Source organism: Hydrogenobacter subterraneus, assembly GCF_055390195.1.
This window is the reverse complement of the sequence record NZ_AP042473.1, coordinates 1,268,451-1,283,070: the sequence shown is the minus strand read 5'-3', so window position 1 is coordinate 1,283,070 and position 14,620 is coordinate 1,268,451. Positions and strand designations below refer to the sequence as shown.

The 14,620-nt window shown below is 43.8% G+C and carries 21 protein-coding genes; 18 read left to right on the top strand and 3 right to left on the bottom strand.

Features of this window, described 5'->3' with window-relative positions:
• Positions 1-7 precede the first annotated feature (7 nt).
• The 18 genes from ACZ5GB_RS07045 (at position 8) to ACZ5GB_RS06960 (ending at position 12,201) form a co-directional block, all read left to right on the top strand.
• Complete coding sequence (locus ACZ5GB_RS07045) at positions 8-304, top strand: hypothetical protein (RefSeq protein WP_464326521.1); 297 nt, start codon at positions 8-10, stop codon at positions 302-304.
• Positions 304-1,185 (top strand): CobW family GTP-binding protein, encoded by an 882-nt coding sequence (locus ACZ5GB_RS07040; protein WP_464326520.1) that lies wholly within the window; start codon positions 304-306, stop codon positions 1,183-1,185. Before ACZ5GB_RS07045 ends, ACZ5GB_RS07040 begins: the two co-directional genes overlap by 1 nt.
• A 2-nt stretch (positions 1,186-1,187) precedes the next feature.
• On the top strand, positions 1,188-2,159 hold the full coding sequence (locus ACZ5GB_RS07035; protein ID WP_464326519.1) for a sodium-dependent bicarbonate transport family permease: 972 nt from the start codon (positions 1,188-1,190) through the stop codon (positions 2,157-2,159).
• Positions 2,160-2,172: 13 nt separating this feature from the next.
• Positions 2,173-2,457, top strand: a complete 285-nt coding sequence (locus ACZ5GB_RS07030; RefSeq protein ID WP_464326518.1) for a P-II family nitrogen regulator — start codon at positions 2,173-2,175, stop codon at positions 2,455-2,457.
• Between the two features lie 99 nt (positions 2,458-2,556).
• Entirely contained in the window at positions 2,557-2,793 is a 237-nt protein-coding gene (locus ACZ5GB_RS07025) for a sulfurtransferase TusA family protein (protein ID WP_464326517.1), read from the top strand.
• 13 nt (positions 2,794-2,806) lie between these two features.
• The gene (locus tag ACZ5GB_RS07020; RefSeq protein WP_464326516.1) at positions 2,807-3,340 is read left to right on the top strand and encodes a DsrE/DsrF/DrsH-like family protein; all 534 of its coding nucleotides are present in this window, start codon (positions 2,807-2,809) and stop codon (positions 3,338-3,340) included.
• Between the two features lie 11 nt (positions 3,341-3,351).
• Positions 3,352-3,768 (top strand): DsrE family protein, encoded by a 417-nt coding sequence (locus ACZ5GB_RS07015; protein ID WP_464326515.1) that lies wholly within the window; start codon positions 3,352-3,354, stop codon positions 3,766-3,768.
• 117 nt (positions 3,769-3,885) lie between these two features.
• The gene (locus tag ACZ5GB_RS07010) at positions 3,886-4,614 is read left to right on the top strand and encodes a 4Fe-4S dicluster domain-containing protein (RefSeq protein WP_464326514.1); all 729 of its coding nucleotides are present in this window, start codon (positions 3,886-3,888) and stop codon (positions 4,612-4,614) included.
• Between the two features lie 48 nt (positions 4,615-4,662).
• Positions 4,663-6,018: a heterodisulfide reductase-related iron-sulfur binding cluster gene (locus ACZ5GB_RS07005; protein WP_464326513.1), complete on the top strand. Its 1,356-nt coding sequence runs from the start codon at positions 4,663-4,665 to the stop codon at positions 6,016-6,018.
• 47 nt (positions 6,019-6,065) lie between these two features.
• Positions 6,066-7,124 carry a CoB--CoM heterodisulfide reductase iron-sulfur subunit A family protein gene (locus tag ACZ5GB_RS07000; protein ID WP_464326512.1) on the top strand — a complete coding sequence of 353 codons (1,059 nt, stop codon included), beginning with the start codon at positions 6,066-6,068 and terminating at the stop codon, positions 7,122-7,124.
• Positions 7,121-7,855, top strand: coding sequence for a hypothetical protein (locus ACZ5GB_RS06995; protein WP_464326511.1), 735 nt, complete (start codon positions 7,121-7,123; stop codon positions 7,853-7,855). Before ACZ5GB_RS07000 ends, ACZ5GB_RS06995 begins: the two co-directional genes overlap by 4 nt.
• 3 nt (positions 7,856-7,858) lie before the next feature.
• Positions 7,859-8,617: a 4Fe-4S dicluster domain-containing protein gene (locus ACZ5GB_RS06990; protein ID WP_464326510.1), complete on the top strand. Its 759-nt coding sequence runs from the start codon at positions 7,859-7,861 to the stop codon at positions 8,615-8,617.
• Positions 8,618-8,629: 12 nt separating this feature from the next.
• Complete coding sequence (locus ACZ5GB_RS06985; RefSeq protein ID WP_464326509.1) at positions 8,630-9,589, top strand: CoB--CoM heterodisulfide reductase iron-sulfur subunit B family protein; 960 nt, start codon at positions 8,630-8,632, stop codon at positions 9,587-9,589.
• A 9-nt stretch (positions 9,590-9,598) separates the two neighbouring features.
• Positions 9,599-10,078, top strand: coding sequence for a glycine cleavage system protein GcvH (gene gcvH, locus ACZ5GB_RS06980; protein ID WP_464326508.1), 480 nt, complete (start codon positions 9,599-9,601; stop codon positions 10,076-10,078).
• Positions 10,078-10,335 (top strand): thioredoxin family protein, encoded by a 258-nt coding sequence (locus tag ACZ5GB_RS06975; RefSeq protein ID WP_464327823.1) that lies wholly within the window; start codon positions 10,078-10,080, stop codon positions 10,333-10,335. Before gcvH (ACZ5GB_RS06980) ends, ACZ5GB_RS06975 begins: the two co-directional genes overlap by 1 nt.
• Entirely contained in the window at positions 10,332-10,721 is a 390-nt protein-coding gene (locus ACZ5GB_RS06970; protein WP_464326507.1) for a DsrE family protein, read from the top strand. Before ACZ5GB_RS06975 ends, ACZ5GB_RS06970 begins: the two co-directional genes overlap by 4 nt.
• Positions 10,722-10,744: 23 nt before the next feature.
• Positions 10,745-11,191, top strand: a complete 447-nt coding sequence (gene gcvH / locus ACZ5GB_RS06965) for a glycine cleavage system protein GcvH (RefSeq protein WP_464326506.1) — start codon at positions 10,745-10,747, stop codon at positions 11,189-11,191.
• A complete protein-coding gene (locus ACZ5GB_RS06960) occupies positions 11,182-12,201 on the top strand; it encodes a radical SAM protein (protein ID WP_464326505.1) in 1,020 nt (339 codons plus the stop codon). Before gcvH (ACZ5GB_RS06965) ends, ACZ5GB_RS06960 begins: the two co-directional genes overlap by 10 nt.
• A 3-nt stretch (positions 12,202-12,204) precedes the next feature.
• Here ACZ5GB_RS06960 and ACZ5GB_RS06955 read toward each other — a convergent pair whose 3' ends face one another.
• From ACZ5GB_RS06955 to ACZ5GB_RS06945, 3 genes are read right to left on the bottom strand one after another with little or no spacing between them, the layout of a single operon-like run.
• On the bottom strand, positions 12,205-13,140 hold the full coding sequence (locus ACZ5GB_RS06955) for an OmpA family protein (protein WP_464326504.1): 936 nt from the start codon (positions 13,138-13,140) through the stop codon (positions 12,205-12,207).
• A gap of 1 nt (position 13,141) precedes the next feature.
• Entirely contained in the window at positions 13,142-13,489 is a 348-nt protein-coding gene (locus ACZ5GB_RS06950) for a hypothetical protein (RefSeq protein ID WP_464326503.1), read from the bottom strand.
• Positions 13,470-14,504 (bottom strand): hypothetical protein, encoded by a 1,035-nt coding sequence (locus ACZ5GB_RS06945; protein WP_464326502.1) that lies wholly within the window; start codon positions 14,502-14,504, stop codon positions 13,470-13,472. The genes ACZ5GB_RS06950 and ACZ5GB_RS06945 overlap by 20 nt, the downstream gene beginning before the upstream one ends.
• Positions 14,505-14,620 lie beyond the last annotated feature (116 nt).

Sequence of the window (14,620 nt, the reverse complement as noted above, 5' to 3'; positions counted from 1 at the left end):
TATTTGGATGAACTTGGAGGAAAAGTTTAGGCTCCTATCGGAAGAAGTGATGAAAAACATGGCCAATCCAGACTTGGACCTGGAGCTATGCTTCCCAGATGAGATGGAGGAAGGCTGTGAGGTAAGGAAGTATCCTTACCTACGGGTGAGGTATGTGGTGGAAGGCCATGATGTATACGAGAAGGAGATAGACATAGACCCTGAGTATTGGGAAAAGGATGTAAAGGACCTTGCAAGCTTTGTATCTTTTCAAATCCAGCAATTCATGGAGGAGATAGACTCGGTAGAATACGGAGGTGAGTAATGCTACCCGCCCTTGTAATTACGGGCTTTTTGGGAAGTGGTAAGACTACCCTTTTGATAAACTCTGCCAGGGAGTATTTTAGGGATAAGAAGGTAGCTATTATAGTAAATGAGCTTGGAGAGGTAGGAGTAGACGGGAAAGTATTAAAAAACGCCTATTCGGAAGTTCTGGAATTGCCAGAGGGTTGTATATGTTGTACTCTGCACGCGGAGTTTGAAAAAGCCATTGGGGAGATAAAAGAAAAGTACAATCCAGAGCTTTTACTTGTGGAAACCTCTGGCGGAGCGGTGCCTTTCCCTGTAATGCTTAGTCTACAAGCCTTGGGCTGTTCTGTGGATGGTGTTATATGCCTTGTGGACTGCGCCAATTTTGAAAAATACAAAGAAGACAACACTGCCAAATACCAAATAGGAAGCTCTAATGTGATCGTCTTAAACAAAATTGACTTGGTGGATGAAGACAAAATAAAGAAGGTTGAAGAAGAAGTAAGGGAAATATGGCAATTATACAGGCCTGTGAACGCCTTTACCGGCGAGCCTTACTATACAAAGGTAAGGATATACAGAACGCAGTATGGAAAGTTGCCACAGGAAGTCTTTGAAGGGCTTTATACGATCCCAGAGCTAAAGGACCTTCCCCACCATCACAACCATAACTACAAACAAAGGGTAATAAACCTTATAGAACCACTTGATTACGATGAGCTTGAGAAGAGGCTTAAAAGCCTACCGGAAAACATAATAAGGGCAAAGGGTATTGTTAGGCTAAAGCATTATCCCAAGCCTGTTGTAATAAATTATGCCTTTGGCTACTTAGACTATCCCATAGAAATATCGGACTACGACGGGCCCTCCTTTTTAGTCTTGATTGAAGGAGGATAAGTATGGGCCTTGACCTACTTTTACAGAATATATTGAACCCACCAGTGCTTATGTTTTTGCTTGGATTGGGTTCTGTGCTTTTGAGGACCGAGCTTGAGGTGCCACAGCCTTTGCCTAAGCTTTTCTCTCTATACCTTCTAATAGCCATAGGCCTTCATGGAGGTTATGAGCTTTCAAAGAGTGGTATAACCCTTGATGTCCTTAAGGTGCTTTTTCTTGCCTTATTTATGGCGATTATAGTTCCCATATATGCCTTCTTTATCCTTAGGCTTAAGCTTGATGTATACAATGCGGTAGCCATTGCTGCCACCTATGGTTCAATAAGCGCAGTTACCTTTATAACAGCTGGTTCTTTTCTAAACAGCTTGGGGCAAAATTATGGTGGTTATATGGTGGCTGCCATGACCCTTATGGAGTCGCCCGCCATAGTGATAGGCCTTATCCTTTTGACCCTTTTTGCCAAAAGGAACAACAACTCTCATATAGAATGGAAGGAGGTGTTTAGGGAATCCTTCCTTAATCCATCTGTCTACATACTCATGGGAACTCTCCTTATAGGCTTTATAACTGGAGAAAAGGGTTGGAAGGCTATGGACCCACTTTTTGGAGTGCTTTTTAAAGGCATGCTTGCCTTCTTTCTCTTAGACATGGGTATAGTGGCAGGTCGCAGGATAGGAGAAATAAAAAAGGTGGGGGTATTCCTTGTGGCCTTCGGCATCCTTCTCCCTATTTTTAATGCCCTTTTGGGTATATTCCTTGCCAAGCTTTTTGGGCTTTCTAAGGGTGATGCCTTTATGTTTTCCATACTTTGCGCCAGCGCTTCCTATATAGCCGTTCCTGCGGCCATGAGGCTTTCTGTGCCGGAGGCAAACCCAAGCCTTTATGTAACCATGTCCTTAGCAATTACTTTCCCCTTTAACATCTCCGTAGGAATACCACTATACTACTTTTTTATAAACTGGCTATGGGGGTAATAAGATGGAGCCTATGAAAAAGGTAGAGGTGGTTGTGGATAGCGTACATCTTAATAAGGTGCTTGAGGTTATGGAAAAACATGGTGTATCTGGCTATACGGTTATAAGGGACGTTTTGGGTAAGGGTGAAAGGGGTATGATGGCGGGGGACGAGCTTACAGATGTGTTTAGAAATAGTTATGTTTTTACTGTATGTTCGGAAGAAACTGCGAAAAAGATCGCAGAAAGCTTAAGGCCTATTCTTAGTAGGGTGGGTGGAATTTGTATAATTTCAGACGTGCTTTGGCTTACTCACTAAATATAAGGGAAACTTATAATCTCTATCATAATTATTAATGGCACTTAATATATAAGGTGCTTATAATATGTGGATAATCTTAGACAGGAGGTGATTAAAATGGCAACTATAACACCCGACAAAACCCTTGATGCCTCTGGACTCAATTGTCCTTTGCCTGTCTTGAAAACAAAGAAGGCCATTGAGGAACTGCAATCTGGGCAAATTCTGGAAGTTATAACCACAGACCCAGGTGCAAAGGCAGACATACCCGCCTTTTGCAACAGGACAGGCCACCAGCTTTTGGAAACAGTAGAGGAAGGAGGAAAGATCATCTTTTATATTAGGAAAAAATAGGGAGGGATAAAAAATGGCTACAGAAAGACTTGCCATAATAGCCACAAAAGGAACACTTGATATGGCCTATCCGCCGCTTATACTTGCTTCTACCGCCGCTTCTCTCGGCATAGAAACGGCTGTGTTCTTTACCTTTTATGGTCTAAACATAATCCACAAAAAGAAGATGCACGAGCTCAAGATAGCACCCATCGGAAACCCTGCCATGCCTATGGCCTTCCCACCCTCTATGCAAAACCAGGTAACTAATCTCATATCTTCCATCCTGCCAGGTCCTCCACAAATACTGGGAATCATCCCCGGGATGACAGACCTTATGAGCTTTATGATGAAAAAGACCATAAAGGAGCATGGGGTTGCAAGCATACCAGAACTTTTAGAAGCTTGCAAAGAGGCCGATGTAAAGCTTATACCATGCCAGATGACCATGGAGCTTTTTGGATATAAGTATGAGGACCTCATAGATGGTCTTGAGCCACCCGCAGGTGCAGCCACCTTTATAAACTATGTAATTGAGGCAGACAAACCTATGATAATCTTTGTTTAAGGAGGATAGATATGGCCTATGAAAAGGTGCTATTTTATATCCTAACCGTGCCTTTCTTTGAAAGAGCCGAGCCAACCACCGGCGAGCTTATCAACCCACAGGCTGGAGCCCCCTTCTTTTTGGCCACAGCCGCTACCACAATGGACTATGAGGTGGAAATGGTTATAACCTCTGAGGCTGGCTTTCTCCTTATGAGAGACAACGCAAAAAAGGTAAAGGTAAGGCCCGGCGTGGAACAGACGGTTTATGACTTTATAAAGATGGCAAAGGATGCTGGCGTAAAGATATACCTGTGTGTGCCTTCTTTGGACCTCACAGAAATATACAAAAAGGAAGATGTGAATCCTGAACTCTGCGATGGCATAATAGGTGGTGCTGCCTTCCTTGATAAATTGATGAGTGGCGAGTATGCGGTCATCACTCTTTAACCCTTTTTTTGTCTATCCTGTTATAAGTATATGCTTAAATTTGCATAAGAAAAATTTAATTGACTTTGGTCAAGTTTGTAATACTTTAATTAAAAGAACTCAAAAGGAGGTTTAGAAATGGATGGACATCCTTATGGATACAACCTCCCCATATCGGAGAAGACCAAGGCTGTGCCTTGGGAAGAAAAGGTCCGTATAGTAGAAGAGGTAAAATCGGACTTTCGCTTTAAGGAATACATCTTTGGCTGTCTTAACTGCGGTGTTTGCACCGCTTCCTGCCCTTCCAACAGGTTCTTTGACTACTCTCCCAGAGAGATAGTGCAAAGATTTCTGGAAGAGGATGTGGAAGTCCTCTATGACATGATGCATGAGTATATATGGGCCTGTTCTCAGTGTTTTACCTGTTGGATAAGGTGTCCTTTTGTTAACAACCCGGGTGGCCTTGTGGCCATAATGAGGGAAGTGGCCGTTAGAAATGCCTTTGAAGCCACAAAGGACCTCCTCAAACCCTACGGAAGGGTTCTCCTTAAGGTTATGACCACAGGAAACCAGCTTTCTGCGGACATGCTCCAGCCCGACTTCTTTCCAGACTGGGGTCCCAAGATGGCGGACAACATGGAAAACCTAAGGGCCAAAAGGCTTGCCATACCCTTTGATGTAGGAAAATCTGTGAAAACCGCTTGGGAAGTATCTCTGGAAACTGCCATAGAGATGTATACCATCTGGAGAGAGACGGGCATCTTTGAAATGCTTGAAAAGCTTGACCCCAACCTCTACAACGTCATAATGGATATAGTGGAAGAAAATGAAGAAAGGTATGAGGAACTCTATGAGGAAGAGGAGTAAGCTAACAAAAGGGGCTAATACCCCAAAAAACTTTAAGGAGGTGTAATCATGGCACACGGGCATGGTTTTGGACATAACAGCCCAGGAGGGCTTTTGAGGTATCCAGAAAAGCCGCCTTTCCCGCTCAAGGAGTATAACGCTCACTACGACCACATCTTTGAAATGATGGAAGAGCTTGAGGCAAAGGGCGAAATTCTCATACATAGAATCACCGAGGAACATCAACCTGTAGAGGTCTACACAAGAACTGGAAGGATAAAGCTTATACCCACCAACAAGCTTTGGCACCACAAGTCTTGTGGTCAGTGTGGAAACATACCAGGATACCCAGCTTCTATCTTTTGGTTTATGAACAAGTTTGGCCTTGACTATCTCAATGAACCACATCAAACCTCTTGTACCGCATGGAACTATCACGGCTCTGGCACATCCAACCCTGTAGCCCTTGCAGCAGTTTGGCTCAGGAATATGCACCAAGCTTGGAAGACAGGCTACTATCCTCTAATCCACTGTGGAACCTCTTTTGGTTCTTATAAGGAGACAAGGGAACAGCTCATTATGAACAAGGAACTAAGGGATGCGGTAAAGCCCATCCTCAAAAAGCTCGGAAGGCTTACAGAGGATGGAAGGATAGTAATACCACAAGAGATAGTTCACTACTCCGAGTGGGTCCATGCTATGAGGTATAGGATCGCCGAACTCTATCAAAAGGAAGGAAAGCCCAAGGGCATAGATGTTTCCAACGTAAGGGTTGCTATACACAACGCTTGCCACACATACAAGATGATAGCTGACGACTATCCTTATGACCCAGAGGTCTTTAACGGCCAAAGGCCTGCCGCTTCCACCGCTGTAGTCAAGGCTCTTGGCGCCCAAGTGGTGGATTACTCCACCTGGTATGACTGCTGTGGCTTTGGCTTTAGACACATACTAACAGAAAGGGAATTTACCAGGTCTTTTGCCATACAAAGGAAGCTAAAGGTTATAGCCGAAGAAGTAAAGGCAGACCTTATAGTTACTCACGACACTGGTTGCACCACCACCTTTGAAAAGAACCAGTGGATAGGAAAGGCTCATGGTATGTACCATCCTGTAGCCGTTATGTCCGATGTTATGTTTGCAGCTTTGGCATGTGGCGCCCATCCCTTCAAAGTGGTCCAGCTCTACTGGAACTGCTCCAACTATGAGCCACTCCTTGAGAAGATGGGTATTACCAACTGGAGAGAGCTAAGGAAAGAATGGGAAGACACGGTCAAGTACATAGCTGAGCTTGAAAAGGCGGGCAAATACGACGAGCTTATGGAGTTCTTCAAGGAGTATGACCTTTATGAGCCTTACAGCAGAACGTCCACAGGAAAGCCAAGGGCTTCTGCAACGGCCAATATGCCTCTGTTTAAGTCCTAAGCTTTCGTGGGGGCTTTGCCCCCTTAAATCCTATAAGGAGGTTAAAAATGGCTAAAAGTGTGTTGGTAATCGGAGGTGGTCCTGCTGGACTTTCAGCAGCAAGGGCTTTGGGAAGGCTTGGTGTTCCCACCATACTGGTGGAAAAGGATGGCCAGCTTGGTGGAAACCCCATCAAAAACCACTACCACACCCTCATTCCAAGGAAGCTAAAGCCCTCTCAAGTGATAGGCCCCTACATAAAGGAGGTGGAGAGCAACCCCAACATTAAAGTGCTTCTTAATACGGAGCTTACCGCTTGTGAGGGTGAGGCAGGTTCCTTTAAAGTGACCCTTTCCAACGGAGAAAAGCATGAGGTAGGTGCTATCATAGTGGCCACAGGCTTTGAACACTTTGACCCAAGAAGGAAGGGAGAGCTTGGCTATGGCCTCTATCCCGACGTTATAACAAACCTTGAGCTTGAAAGGATGTTCTCTCAAGAAGGAAGGCTATACAGACCTTCCAACGGGCAGTTGCCCAAGAGGGTTGCTTTTGTCTTCTGCGTTGGTTCCAGGGACAGACAGCTTGGAGTTACCAACGTACACTGCTGTAGGTATGGTTGCGCCCTCTCTGGCCTTCAAGGAATGGAGATAAGAGAACATTATCCAGATGTGGATGTTTTCTGCTACTACATGGATGTAAGAACCTACGGCACATGGGAATATCCCTTCTACTGGGCGCCACAGGAGAAGTACGGCGTTAGGTATGTAAGGGGTAGGATAGCGGAAATAACCTACAGCCCTGCCGATGGTAGGCTAAGGGTAAAGCATGAAGATACCATAGTGCAAAGGCCTTCTGAAGTTCCTATGGACCTTGTGGTGCTTGTGCTTGGTATGGAGCCATCCCCAGGAACAAAGAAGGTGGCCAAAATCCTTGGCCTTGCCCAGGACCCAGACAGCCAATTCCTCATACCTTCCGATGAATCTGGTTCCAACATCATATCCAACAAGCCCGGCATATTCATAGCTGGAGCCTGTAAGGGACCCATAGACATAGAGTCTTCCTTCTCCGAAGGCGAAGCCGCAGCCGCAGAAGCTGCAGCCTTTATAGGCGCAAAGGTGACCGTATGAAGAAGCCAGTTATACTTGATGACTTTCTTGTAAGGGACTATCTGATAAAGATACTGGGAGAAGGCGAGGAGTTTGTGCAAGAGTTTTATAAAGACCTCCTCGCCAAGTCCCTCCTATTTCAACAGGCTTTTAGCAAAGAAAAACTTGCCTCTCTTACCCAAGAGGATTTGGACCTCATACTTGAAAAGATCTTTGCAGCAAGGAGAAGAAGACAAAAGATTTTGGAAGAGACAGGAGTGGACAGGCTAAAAAGAGCCATAAGCGACCTGCTTTATGGAAAGGCTAAAAGCTGGGAAGAAAGGGTGGAGAGGTTTGTAAAGGAGATAAGGGGCGTAGATAGAAAGATGGCAAGGGATATAGCCAGTGAAATACTCCACTTTACCTTTCCAGAGGAGTATGTGCTTTGGACCAGTTGGATATGGGACCCGGAAAGCGAAAGCGGTGCCATCGTCTTTTTAAAGGAAGAGCCTCCCAAAAAGAGCCTATACGGAGAGACCTACGAGGAGTTTGAACCCATTTACAAACAGATTCAGGAGAAGCTACTTGACTTTGGTATAAAGGTAAAGGGCTATCTTTTTGTGGATATATTCCTTGCCATGATATACGCCACCTATGTGGACTATATGACCTTATCCACCATGCATAGCGCCAAGGGCTTTTTCCCGCCTGCGGGTGTTATGGCAAGAAGGCTCCTTGGCGTTATTAGAAAGGAAGACCTTTTGGAGGTATAAACCATGGCAATACACGAAAGAAGCCTTGTAGAGCCAGAGAGAATCCTAAGAAAAGAGAGGCTTGTAATTGATGGTGTGGATGTATCTGGGGACTGGAACCTTATCATACTCCCCAGGGTTATAAGCGACTATGACCTTGACTTTGCCAAGGAGATCATAAACTCTCCCGACGGCAAGACCATAAACCAATGCTACCAATGTTCTTACTGTACAGCCTCATGCCCAGTCCATAACTACTGGGATGAAAGGTACAATCCAAGGCACTTTATCTACCTTGCCAGGCTTGGCCTCATAGATGAGCTTCAAAAAAGAGCGGATGTAATGTGGAGGTGCGTCTCTTGCCACAAATGCACCCACAGATGCCCAAAGGGTGTTTTGGTGGAAGAGGTGCTAAAGGTTATCCTAAGGACTATGGCCAAGAAGGGTCTAATAGAGGAATATCCTTCCAAGAAGTTTGACAAGTTCTTTACCGAGTCTGTGCTTGAGTATGGAAGGATAGAGGATGGTGAGCTTCTCTTTGGATGGATAGAAAAGCAAGGCTACAAGGTCTTCAAAGACCCCATACTCAAAAAGCCTGTGCCTTTTATAGGAGAAACACCCGAGTGGCTAAAACAGCTTACCCTAAAACCAATAAAGTCTATGAACATAGACTTCCTAATACTAAACGCCAAGCACATGCTCTTCCACCCCAGAACCAAAAACTGGAGCAAGTTCAAACAGGTTTTGCGTAAAGTTATGCAAGAAGAAGGAGCATTACATTAAGGAGGTTAAGAAATGGGTGTGATAGGAAAAAGAGTGGCATACTACCCAGGCTGTTCCCTTGAGGGTGCAGCAAGGGCTTATGATGTTTCCACCAGAATAGTGGCTAAGGAGCTTGGCCTTGAGCTTGACTACCTTGAGGACTACAACTGCTGTGGTGCCATGGAGTCCAAAAATGTGACCTTTATGGGCACCATGCTATTAAACGCCAGAAATATGTCCCTGGCAAGGAAGCAAGGACACAACGTAATAGTGGCACCCTGTAATGGATGTTCCTTTTCCCTACAGAGGGCCGAATACTTCTTGGAAACAGACAGGGCTGTTTATGAAAAGGTGAATGCCCTCCTTAGAGAAGGTGGTGTGGACCCCTTAGACCAAATACCCCATACCTACCATATCCTTGAGTGGTTCTACCATGAGGCAGGGCCTCAAAAGGTCAAGGAAAAGACCAGAAAGCCCTTAAGAGGCCTAAAGGTGGCCAACTACTATGGATGCCTATACACAAGGCCACACTTCTACGCTAGAACCTACGCTCACGCGGGTGGTCAAGACGAAGAGGCAAGGCCAAGAAGAAGGGAAACGGCGGACGATGATGAACATCCTTACTACATGAACGCCCTCCTTGAGGCAGCTGGAGCAACCAGCGTAGAGTTTGAACCTATGCATACCCAATGCTGTGGTGGTCCACACTCCCTATCGGATGAGATGGTATCCGAGAAGTTTGTTATGATGATACTACAGACTGCCAAAAGGAACGGCGCGGATATTATAGCTACCGAATGTCCTCTTTGCCATGCCTCCCTTGAAATGTACAGGCATAGGCTAATGATGAAAGGTGTACCCGATGTGGATGTGCCCGCAGCCTACTTTACACAACTTCTTGGGCTAGCCTTTGGCTACAGTGCCAACGATGTTAAGTTAAAGGACAACCTTTCTGATCCTCTGCCAGCTCTCAAAAGATTAGGATTGGCATAGGAGGACGGCATGGGATTGGTGCAGGAGCCCCAAAGTGCCAATGAATGGGAATACAACGGATGTATAATTCCCCTTGACCTATACTATGAAATAGAAACCCAAACTTGGCTCAAGGTAAATGAGGATGGAACGGTGGTTATGGGTCTTACAGATGTAGGTCAGGTTAGGGCTGGGAGGCTCCTGCACGCAAGGATAAAGGACAAGGGTAAGGTTATAAAAAAGGGAAAGCCTGTGGCATCTTTGGAAAGTGGTAAGTGGGCAGGTCCTATAAATGCCCTTGTGGAAGGCGAAGTGCTTGAAAGGAACGAAAAGGTCTTAGAACAGCCCGATATAATAAACTATGACCCTTATGGCGAAGGCTGGATAGTTAAGATGAAGCCCTTTGACTTAGAAAGGGACCTAAAGGACTTGCTCTACGGCAAAGATGCCATAGAGGAGATGAGAAAGTATATTGATGAGTGGGATATAATCTGTATGAGGTGTACATGATGGCGGCAAAGGACAAGCATGTAATATTGCTTGTTTCTCAATGGTGTGCCACATGTCCAGATGCAGATGCCTTATGGAGAAAATTGCAAGCAGAATACGGCTTTAAGTATGAGGTTTTGGACGTGGCACAGCCAGAGGGTAGGATGTGGGCAAAGAAGCTAATTGTTAGAGCGGTACCTTCCACCATAATAGACGGGAAGCTTGCTTTCGTTGGCGTGCCAGAGGAATCCGAAGCCAGGAGGGCGATAGAGTCGTGAAGGTTATCATCCTTATGACCAGCGGACCAAGGACGCCTTGGCGTTGTGCCTCACCCTTCTACATTGCTGCCCTTATGGCTGCCAACGAGGCTGAGGTGGAGATGTTCTTTAACATGGATGGAACAAGACTCCTCAAAAAAGGTGTAGCAGAAAGAATAATCCCGGGCGAGCCTAACTGCCTTTCACCCAACGGTAAAAAGTTAAAAACGGTTTATGATTTTATGAAGGATGCTAAGCAAGCTGGAGTTAAATTTTACTCCTGCAAACAAGCCATAGATTCCTTGGGCTACAAGCCTGAGGACTTAATACCAGAATTGGATGGTGTTTATCCAGCCAGTGAGTTTGCCCTTAGGGCTATGGAGGCTGATAAGGTGCTAACTTTTTAAATTTCTATAAAGGAGGGTAAAACATGGCAACAGTCAATGGGTGCAACATACCCGAAGACCTTTTATACGATGTGGACCCAGAAGCCAACGCCTTTACCTGGGCAAAGGACAACGGCGATGGCACCTACACAGTAGGGCTTACCTCTGTAGCAGCCGCCATGGCTGGTAGGCTTGTGGCATACACACCCAAAAAGCCCGGAAAGGTCATAGAAAGGCGCAAGAGCATAGCTACCATAGAAAGCGGTAAGTGGGTTGGACCAGTGCCTACACCTCTAACCGGAGAAATAGTGGAAATAAACGAGGCTCTGAAGGGAAATCCTGCACTTGTAAACGATGACCCTTACGGCGCTGGATGGATAGCCAAGATAAAGCCTACAAACCCAGAAGAAGTAAACAATCTTCTAAAGGGCCAAGCTGCCGTTGATGCTCTTACCAAGGTAATAAACGAAAAGGGCATAAAATGCGGATAATAGACCTAAGGGGTGGTTTGTCCCACCCCTCCTTAGAAGATATTGAGCTTGATAAGGAGCTTCTTGAGGAGCTAAAGGAAGGCTTTGAGATAAGGTTAAAGAACTTTGGCAAAGATATACACTTTCATAGTCCGGGCTTTAAGCACTATGAAGTGGATGATTTTTCCATAAAAAGTGGTCCGAAGTTTGTGGATATATCCATAACCGGTAAAAATTGCGAGCTTATGTGCGACCATTGCGCTTCCAAAATCCTCTGGCATATGATACCAGCTACAACGCCAGAAGAGCTTTGGAAGGTGGCCAATGAGTTAAAGGCCAAGGGAATAGATGGTGTTTTAATATCCGGGGGTTCCAATAAGGATGGTGTGGTGGAACTATACCCCTTTTTGGATGTAATGAGAAGGATAAAGGAAGAGCTTGGTATGTTTGTTAGCTGTCATGTGGGCCTTGTGGACAAAAGGCTCTCTGAAGGCCTAAAAGAAGCAAAGGTGGATGCAGTGCTTTTGGATATAATAGGCGATGACCAGACCATTGCAGAAGTTTATAAACTGCCTCACAAAAGCACAAAGGATTATGAAGAATCTCTTAGACTTTTAAAAGAAGTAGGACACAATATAGTCCCCCATGTGATAATAGGACTTTATTACGGGCAGATAAGGGGTGAGTACAACGCCATAGATATGATAGCCCAGTTTGACCCTTCCGCCTTGGTTATGGTGGTGGTTATGCCCTACTACGGAAAGGCACGCTTCCAGCTTTTACCCCCACCAAAGCCAGAGGATAGTGCAAGGGTTATCTTGCATGCAAGGAAATCCTTACCTAAAAGGCCTGTGGTTATAGGGTGTGCAAGACCTGCAGGTCCAGAGAGGATAAGGTTTGACCTTTATTCTCTGTATGCGGGTGTAAACGGCATAACTTTCCCGGCGGAAGGCATTTTTACCCACGCCAAAAGCCTTGGTCTAAACCCAATAATCTCACCCAACTGTTGTTCAACCGTATTTTTGCATTAAATGTTATTGCTCTACAAGCTCAACCCTTCTATTTTTTGCCCTTCCTTCTTCTGTTGAGTTTGGAGCCACTGGTGCAAGCGGACCTACTCCAAAGGCTTTTAACCTGTCTTGTCTAATTCCGTATATTTCCACCAGTTCTTTCACTACTGCCTCTGCCCTTTTCTTAGAAAGCTCCATGTTATATTCTAACTTTCCTACATTATCAGTATGCCCAACCACATAGACTTTTATTTCGGGATGTTCTTTTAGAAATCTGGCTATTTCCTCAATGGTTGGTTTGGACTCTGGTTTTATTTCCGCTTTGTTAAAGTCAAAATAAATTCCATAGATGGCAACTTTTCCTTCACTTTTTATTGTCTTATATATATCTTCAGCCCTAATTAAACCTTTCTCCATTTCCTTTTTTTCAACTATTCCTAAAAAGACTTTGGGACCATCAAAGCTTGGTAAAATGCCTAAAGCCAAAACTATATTTTTACTTTTGTTTCTTGCAGATAAGTAAAAGAAGTTTTTCTCGTCATCTGCTGTAGCGTATACATTCCAAAAGTAAGGATAAAGGAATCTTCTTAATCCTGCAATTTCCCTTCCTCTTGCTGAATAAATAACCTCAAATCCAGCTTTTTTAAGCGCTTCTTCATAATTCTTGAATACTTCAAGAGGTGATCTGTTTTGTGGGCACTGATATTGGATCTTAGTGATCTTACCTTCTAATTTTTCCTTTTTTGCAAGTTGCATATCTCTATCGGAAGAACCTTTTATAGGTCCAAGGAGTATTTCAAACTCATCAAATTCTTTCTGTTCGTAATGATAAATAAAAGAGCCAGGATATCTTGAAATAATTGGGTGATCTTTGCTTCCAGGAACATCTTGTTGTGAAAAGGCAGGCGTAATACATATAAGCAAAAGCATGAGTTGTAAAATAATATTAATCTTTGACATTTTACCGCCTCCTATACAATTCTATAGTACCATCCTGCAAAATAATTAATAGGTATGTCCAATCTTTTGTTAAAATTGCTGGTGGATAAATATGGCGAAATCCTGCGGAAATTGTATGCAACATCTTTCCTTCATCTGTTCCTATTCTCTGAAGGATTCTTTTATTATGGATATCCCAAATGAAAAGCGTAGCCCATCCGTTGATGCGTTCTTTACCATATAAGACTGCAGCATACCTCCCATCAGGAGAAATGCCCGCAAGACTTTGGAAGTAGAAGCTGGATCCAGCTGGTAAGATATATTCATCTAAAAGTGAAAAGTTGTAAGGATCAATTACAAAAAAATCCACGAGCACTCGCTATATAAAGTAACCTACCATCTAATGAAAAGGCTACGCCATAGATAACACTGTTAGGAGAACCACCTATACGCCTTAGCATTTTTATATTTGGTTGTCTAATAGAACCATCTGATAGACTGTAAAGACAAAGTGTATCTCTACCACTAACAACGAAGAACTCATCTGAAATTGCAGCTGCCCTAATAAAGGGCGATTTTATATTGCAAGAAGTTGATTTGAGATCAACTTTTGCTAACTCCTTTAAACTTTGCATTTCATACACAATAAAGGAGCTTTCATCTAAACTTTTTATAAACATAAAACGATCATTTAAAGACCAACCAATGGGTGATTGTCCTTGAATTTTTGCTATTGGTATAAAGTTTCCATCTTTTATTTTAAACAGTAGAAGAAACTTATCCTTTGTTTCAAGTACCCAGAAACCTCCATTAGGTGATGCTCTTAGGTTAATATCCTCTGTAGGTATACGTGCCCATGACTCTTGGCCATAGAATTTTTCAAGGTCTAATTGAACATTCTTTTCATCCCCATTAGGATAGTGGATTATTAAGCCAGATTTTACAACAACTGGTTGGTTGATAAAGTGCTCGCGAGCAAGTGGATAACCGATTTCCATTGCTTGCCTCATTAGCATGGGCATACCGCGAGCTACTGCAGATAAGAAGGGTTTTACTGTCTTTTCAATAAGTGGTAATTTAGAATGCCATTTGTCCAATTCTTTTGCAATTTCTCTTGTATTCTCTTCTATTTTAGGAATTCCCCTTTTTTCTGCACTCTTGCGAAATTTTTCCCATTGTTTATCAAACCACTCAGCACGAAGTCGCTTTTCCTCCTCTGTAGGTGGGCGAGTTTGCTCCCAAAAATAAATTACCTCCCCTTTGGGAAGCAAAAAAGCCTTGTTAGCATGACCGTTCTTAATCTTGATATCTCCTATTTTTGAAAACAGGTCATTACCATGCGATTGTTCTGTTAGTATTATCAATAAAAGGCATATAAATATCATTTCTATCTCCTTAGTCTTTGCGTACAGATATTGTTAATACACTTTATTTCAAACTGTCCTCCAATGCCAGAGCAGAAATCTGGACATTGTTTGGAAGTATCAATGAAATTTCTATT

What these genes read in the sequence shown, in the direction of transcription:
- ACZ5GB_RS07045 (WP_464326521.1), top strand. Translation starts at nt 8, where the DNA reads ATGAACTTGGAGGAAAAGTTTAGGCTCCTATCGGAAGAAGTGATGAAA.
- ACZ5GB_RS07040 (WP_464326520.1), top strand. Translation starts at nt 304, where the DNA reads ATGCTACCCGCCCTTGTAATTACGGGCTTTTTGGGAAGTGGTAAGACT.
- ACZ5GB_RS07035 (WP_464326519.1), top strand. Translation starts at nt 1,188, where the DNA reads ATGGGCCTTGACCTACTTTTACAGAATATATTGAACCCACCAGTGCTT.
- ACZ5GB_RS07030 (WP_464326518.1), top strand. Translation starts at nt 2,173, where the DNA reads ATGAAAAAGGTAGAGGTGGTTGTGGATAGCGTACATCTTAATAAGGTG.
- ACZ5GB_RS07025 (WP_464326517.1), top strand. Translation starts at nt 2,557, where the DNA reads ATGGCAACTATAACACCCGACAAAACCCTTGATGCCTCTGGACTCAAT.
- ACZ5GB_RS07020 (WP_464326516.1), top strand. Translation starts at nt 2,807, where the DNA reads ATGGCTACAGAAAGACTTGCCATAATAGCCACAAAAGGAACACTTGAT.
- ACZ5GB_RS07015 (WP_464326515.1), top strand. Translation starts at nt 3,352, where the DNA reads ATGGCCTATGAAAAGGTGCTATTTTATATCCTAACCGTGCCTTTCTTT.
- ACZ5GB_RS07010 (WP_464326514.1), top strand. Translation starts at nt 3,886, where the DNA reads ATGGATGGACATCCTTATGGATACAACCTCCCCATATCGGAGAAGACC.
- ACZ5GB_RS07005 (WP_464326513.1), top strand. Translation starts at nt 4,663, where the DNA reads ATGGCACACGGGCATGGTTTTGGACATAACAGCCCAGGAGGGCTTTTG.
- ACZ5GB_RS07000 (WP_464326512.1), top strand. Translation starts at nt 6,066, where the DNA reads ATGGCTAAAAGTGTGTTGGTAATCGGAGGTGGTCCTGCTGGACTTTCA.
- ACZ5GB_RS06995 (WP_464326511.1), top strand. Translation starts at nt 7,121, where the DNA reads ATGAAGAAGCCAGTTATACTTGATGACTTTCTTGTAAGGGACTATCTG.
- ACZ5GB_RS06990 (WP_464326510.1), top strand. Translation starts at nt 7,859, where the DNA reads ATGGCAATACACGAAAGAAGCCTTGTAGAGCCAGAGAGAATCCTAAGA.
- ACZ5GB_RS06985 (WP_464326509.1), top strand. Translation starts at nt 8,630, where the DNA reads ATGGGTGTGATAGGAAAAAGAGTGGCATACTACCCAGGCTGTTCCCTT.
- gcvH (WP_464326508.1), top strand. Translation starts at nt 9,599, where the DNA reads ATGGGATTGGTGCAGGAGCCCCAAAGTGCCAATGAATGGGAATACAAC.
- ACZ5GB_RS06975 (WP_464327823.1), top strand. Translation starts at nt 10,078, where the DNA reads ATGGCGGCAAAGGACAAGCATGTAATATTGCTTGTTTCTCAATGGTGT.
- gcvH (WP_464326506.1), top strand. Translation starts at nt 10,745, where the DNA reads ATGGCAACAGTCAATGGGTGCAACATACCCGAAGACCTTTTATACGAT.
- ACZ5GB_RS06960 (WP_464326505.1), top strand. Translation starts at nt 11,182, where the DNA reads ATGCGGATAATAGACCTAAGGGGTGGTTTGTCCCACCCCTCCTTAGAA.
- ACZ5GB_RS06955 (WP_464326504.1), bottom strand. Translation starts at nt 13,140, where the DNA reads ATGTCAAAGATTAATATTATTTTACAACTCATGCTTTTGCTTATATGT.
- ACZ5GB_RS06945 (WP_464326502.1), bottom strand. Translation starts at nt 14,504, where the DNA reads ATGATATTTATATGCCTTTTATTGATAATACTAACAGAACAATCGCAT.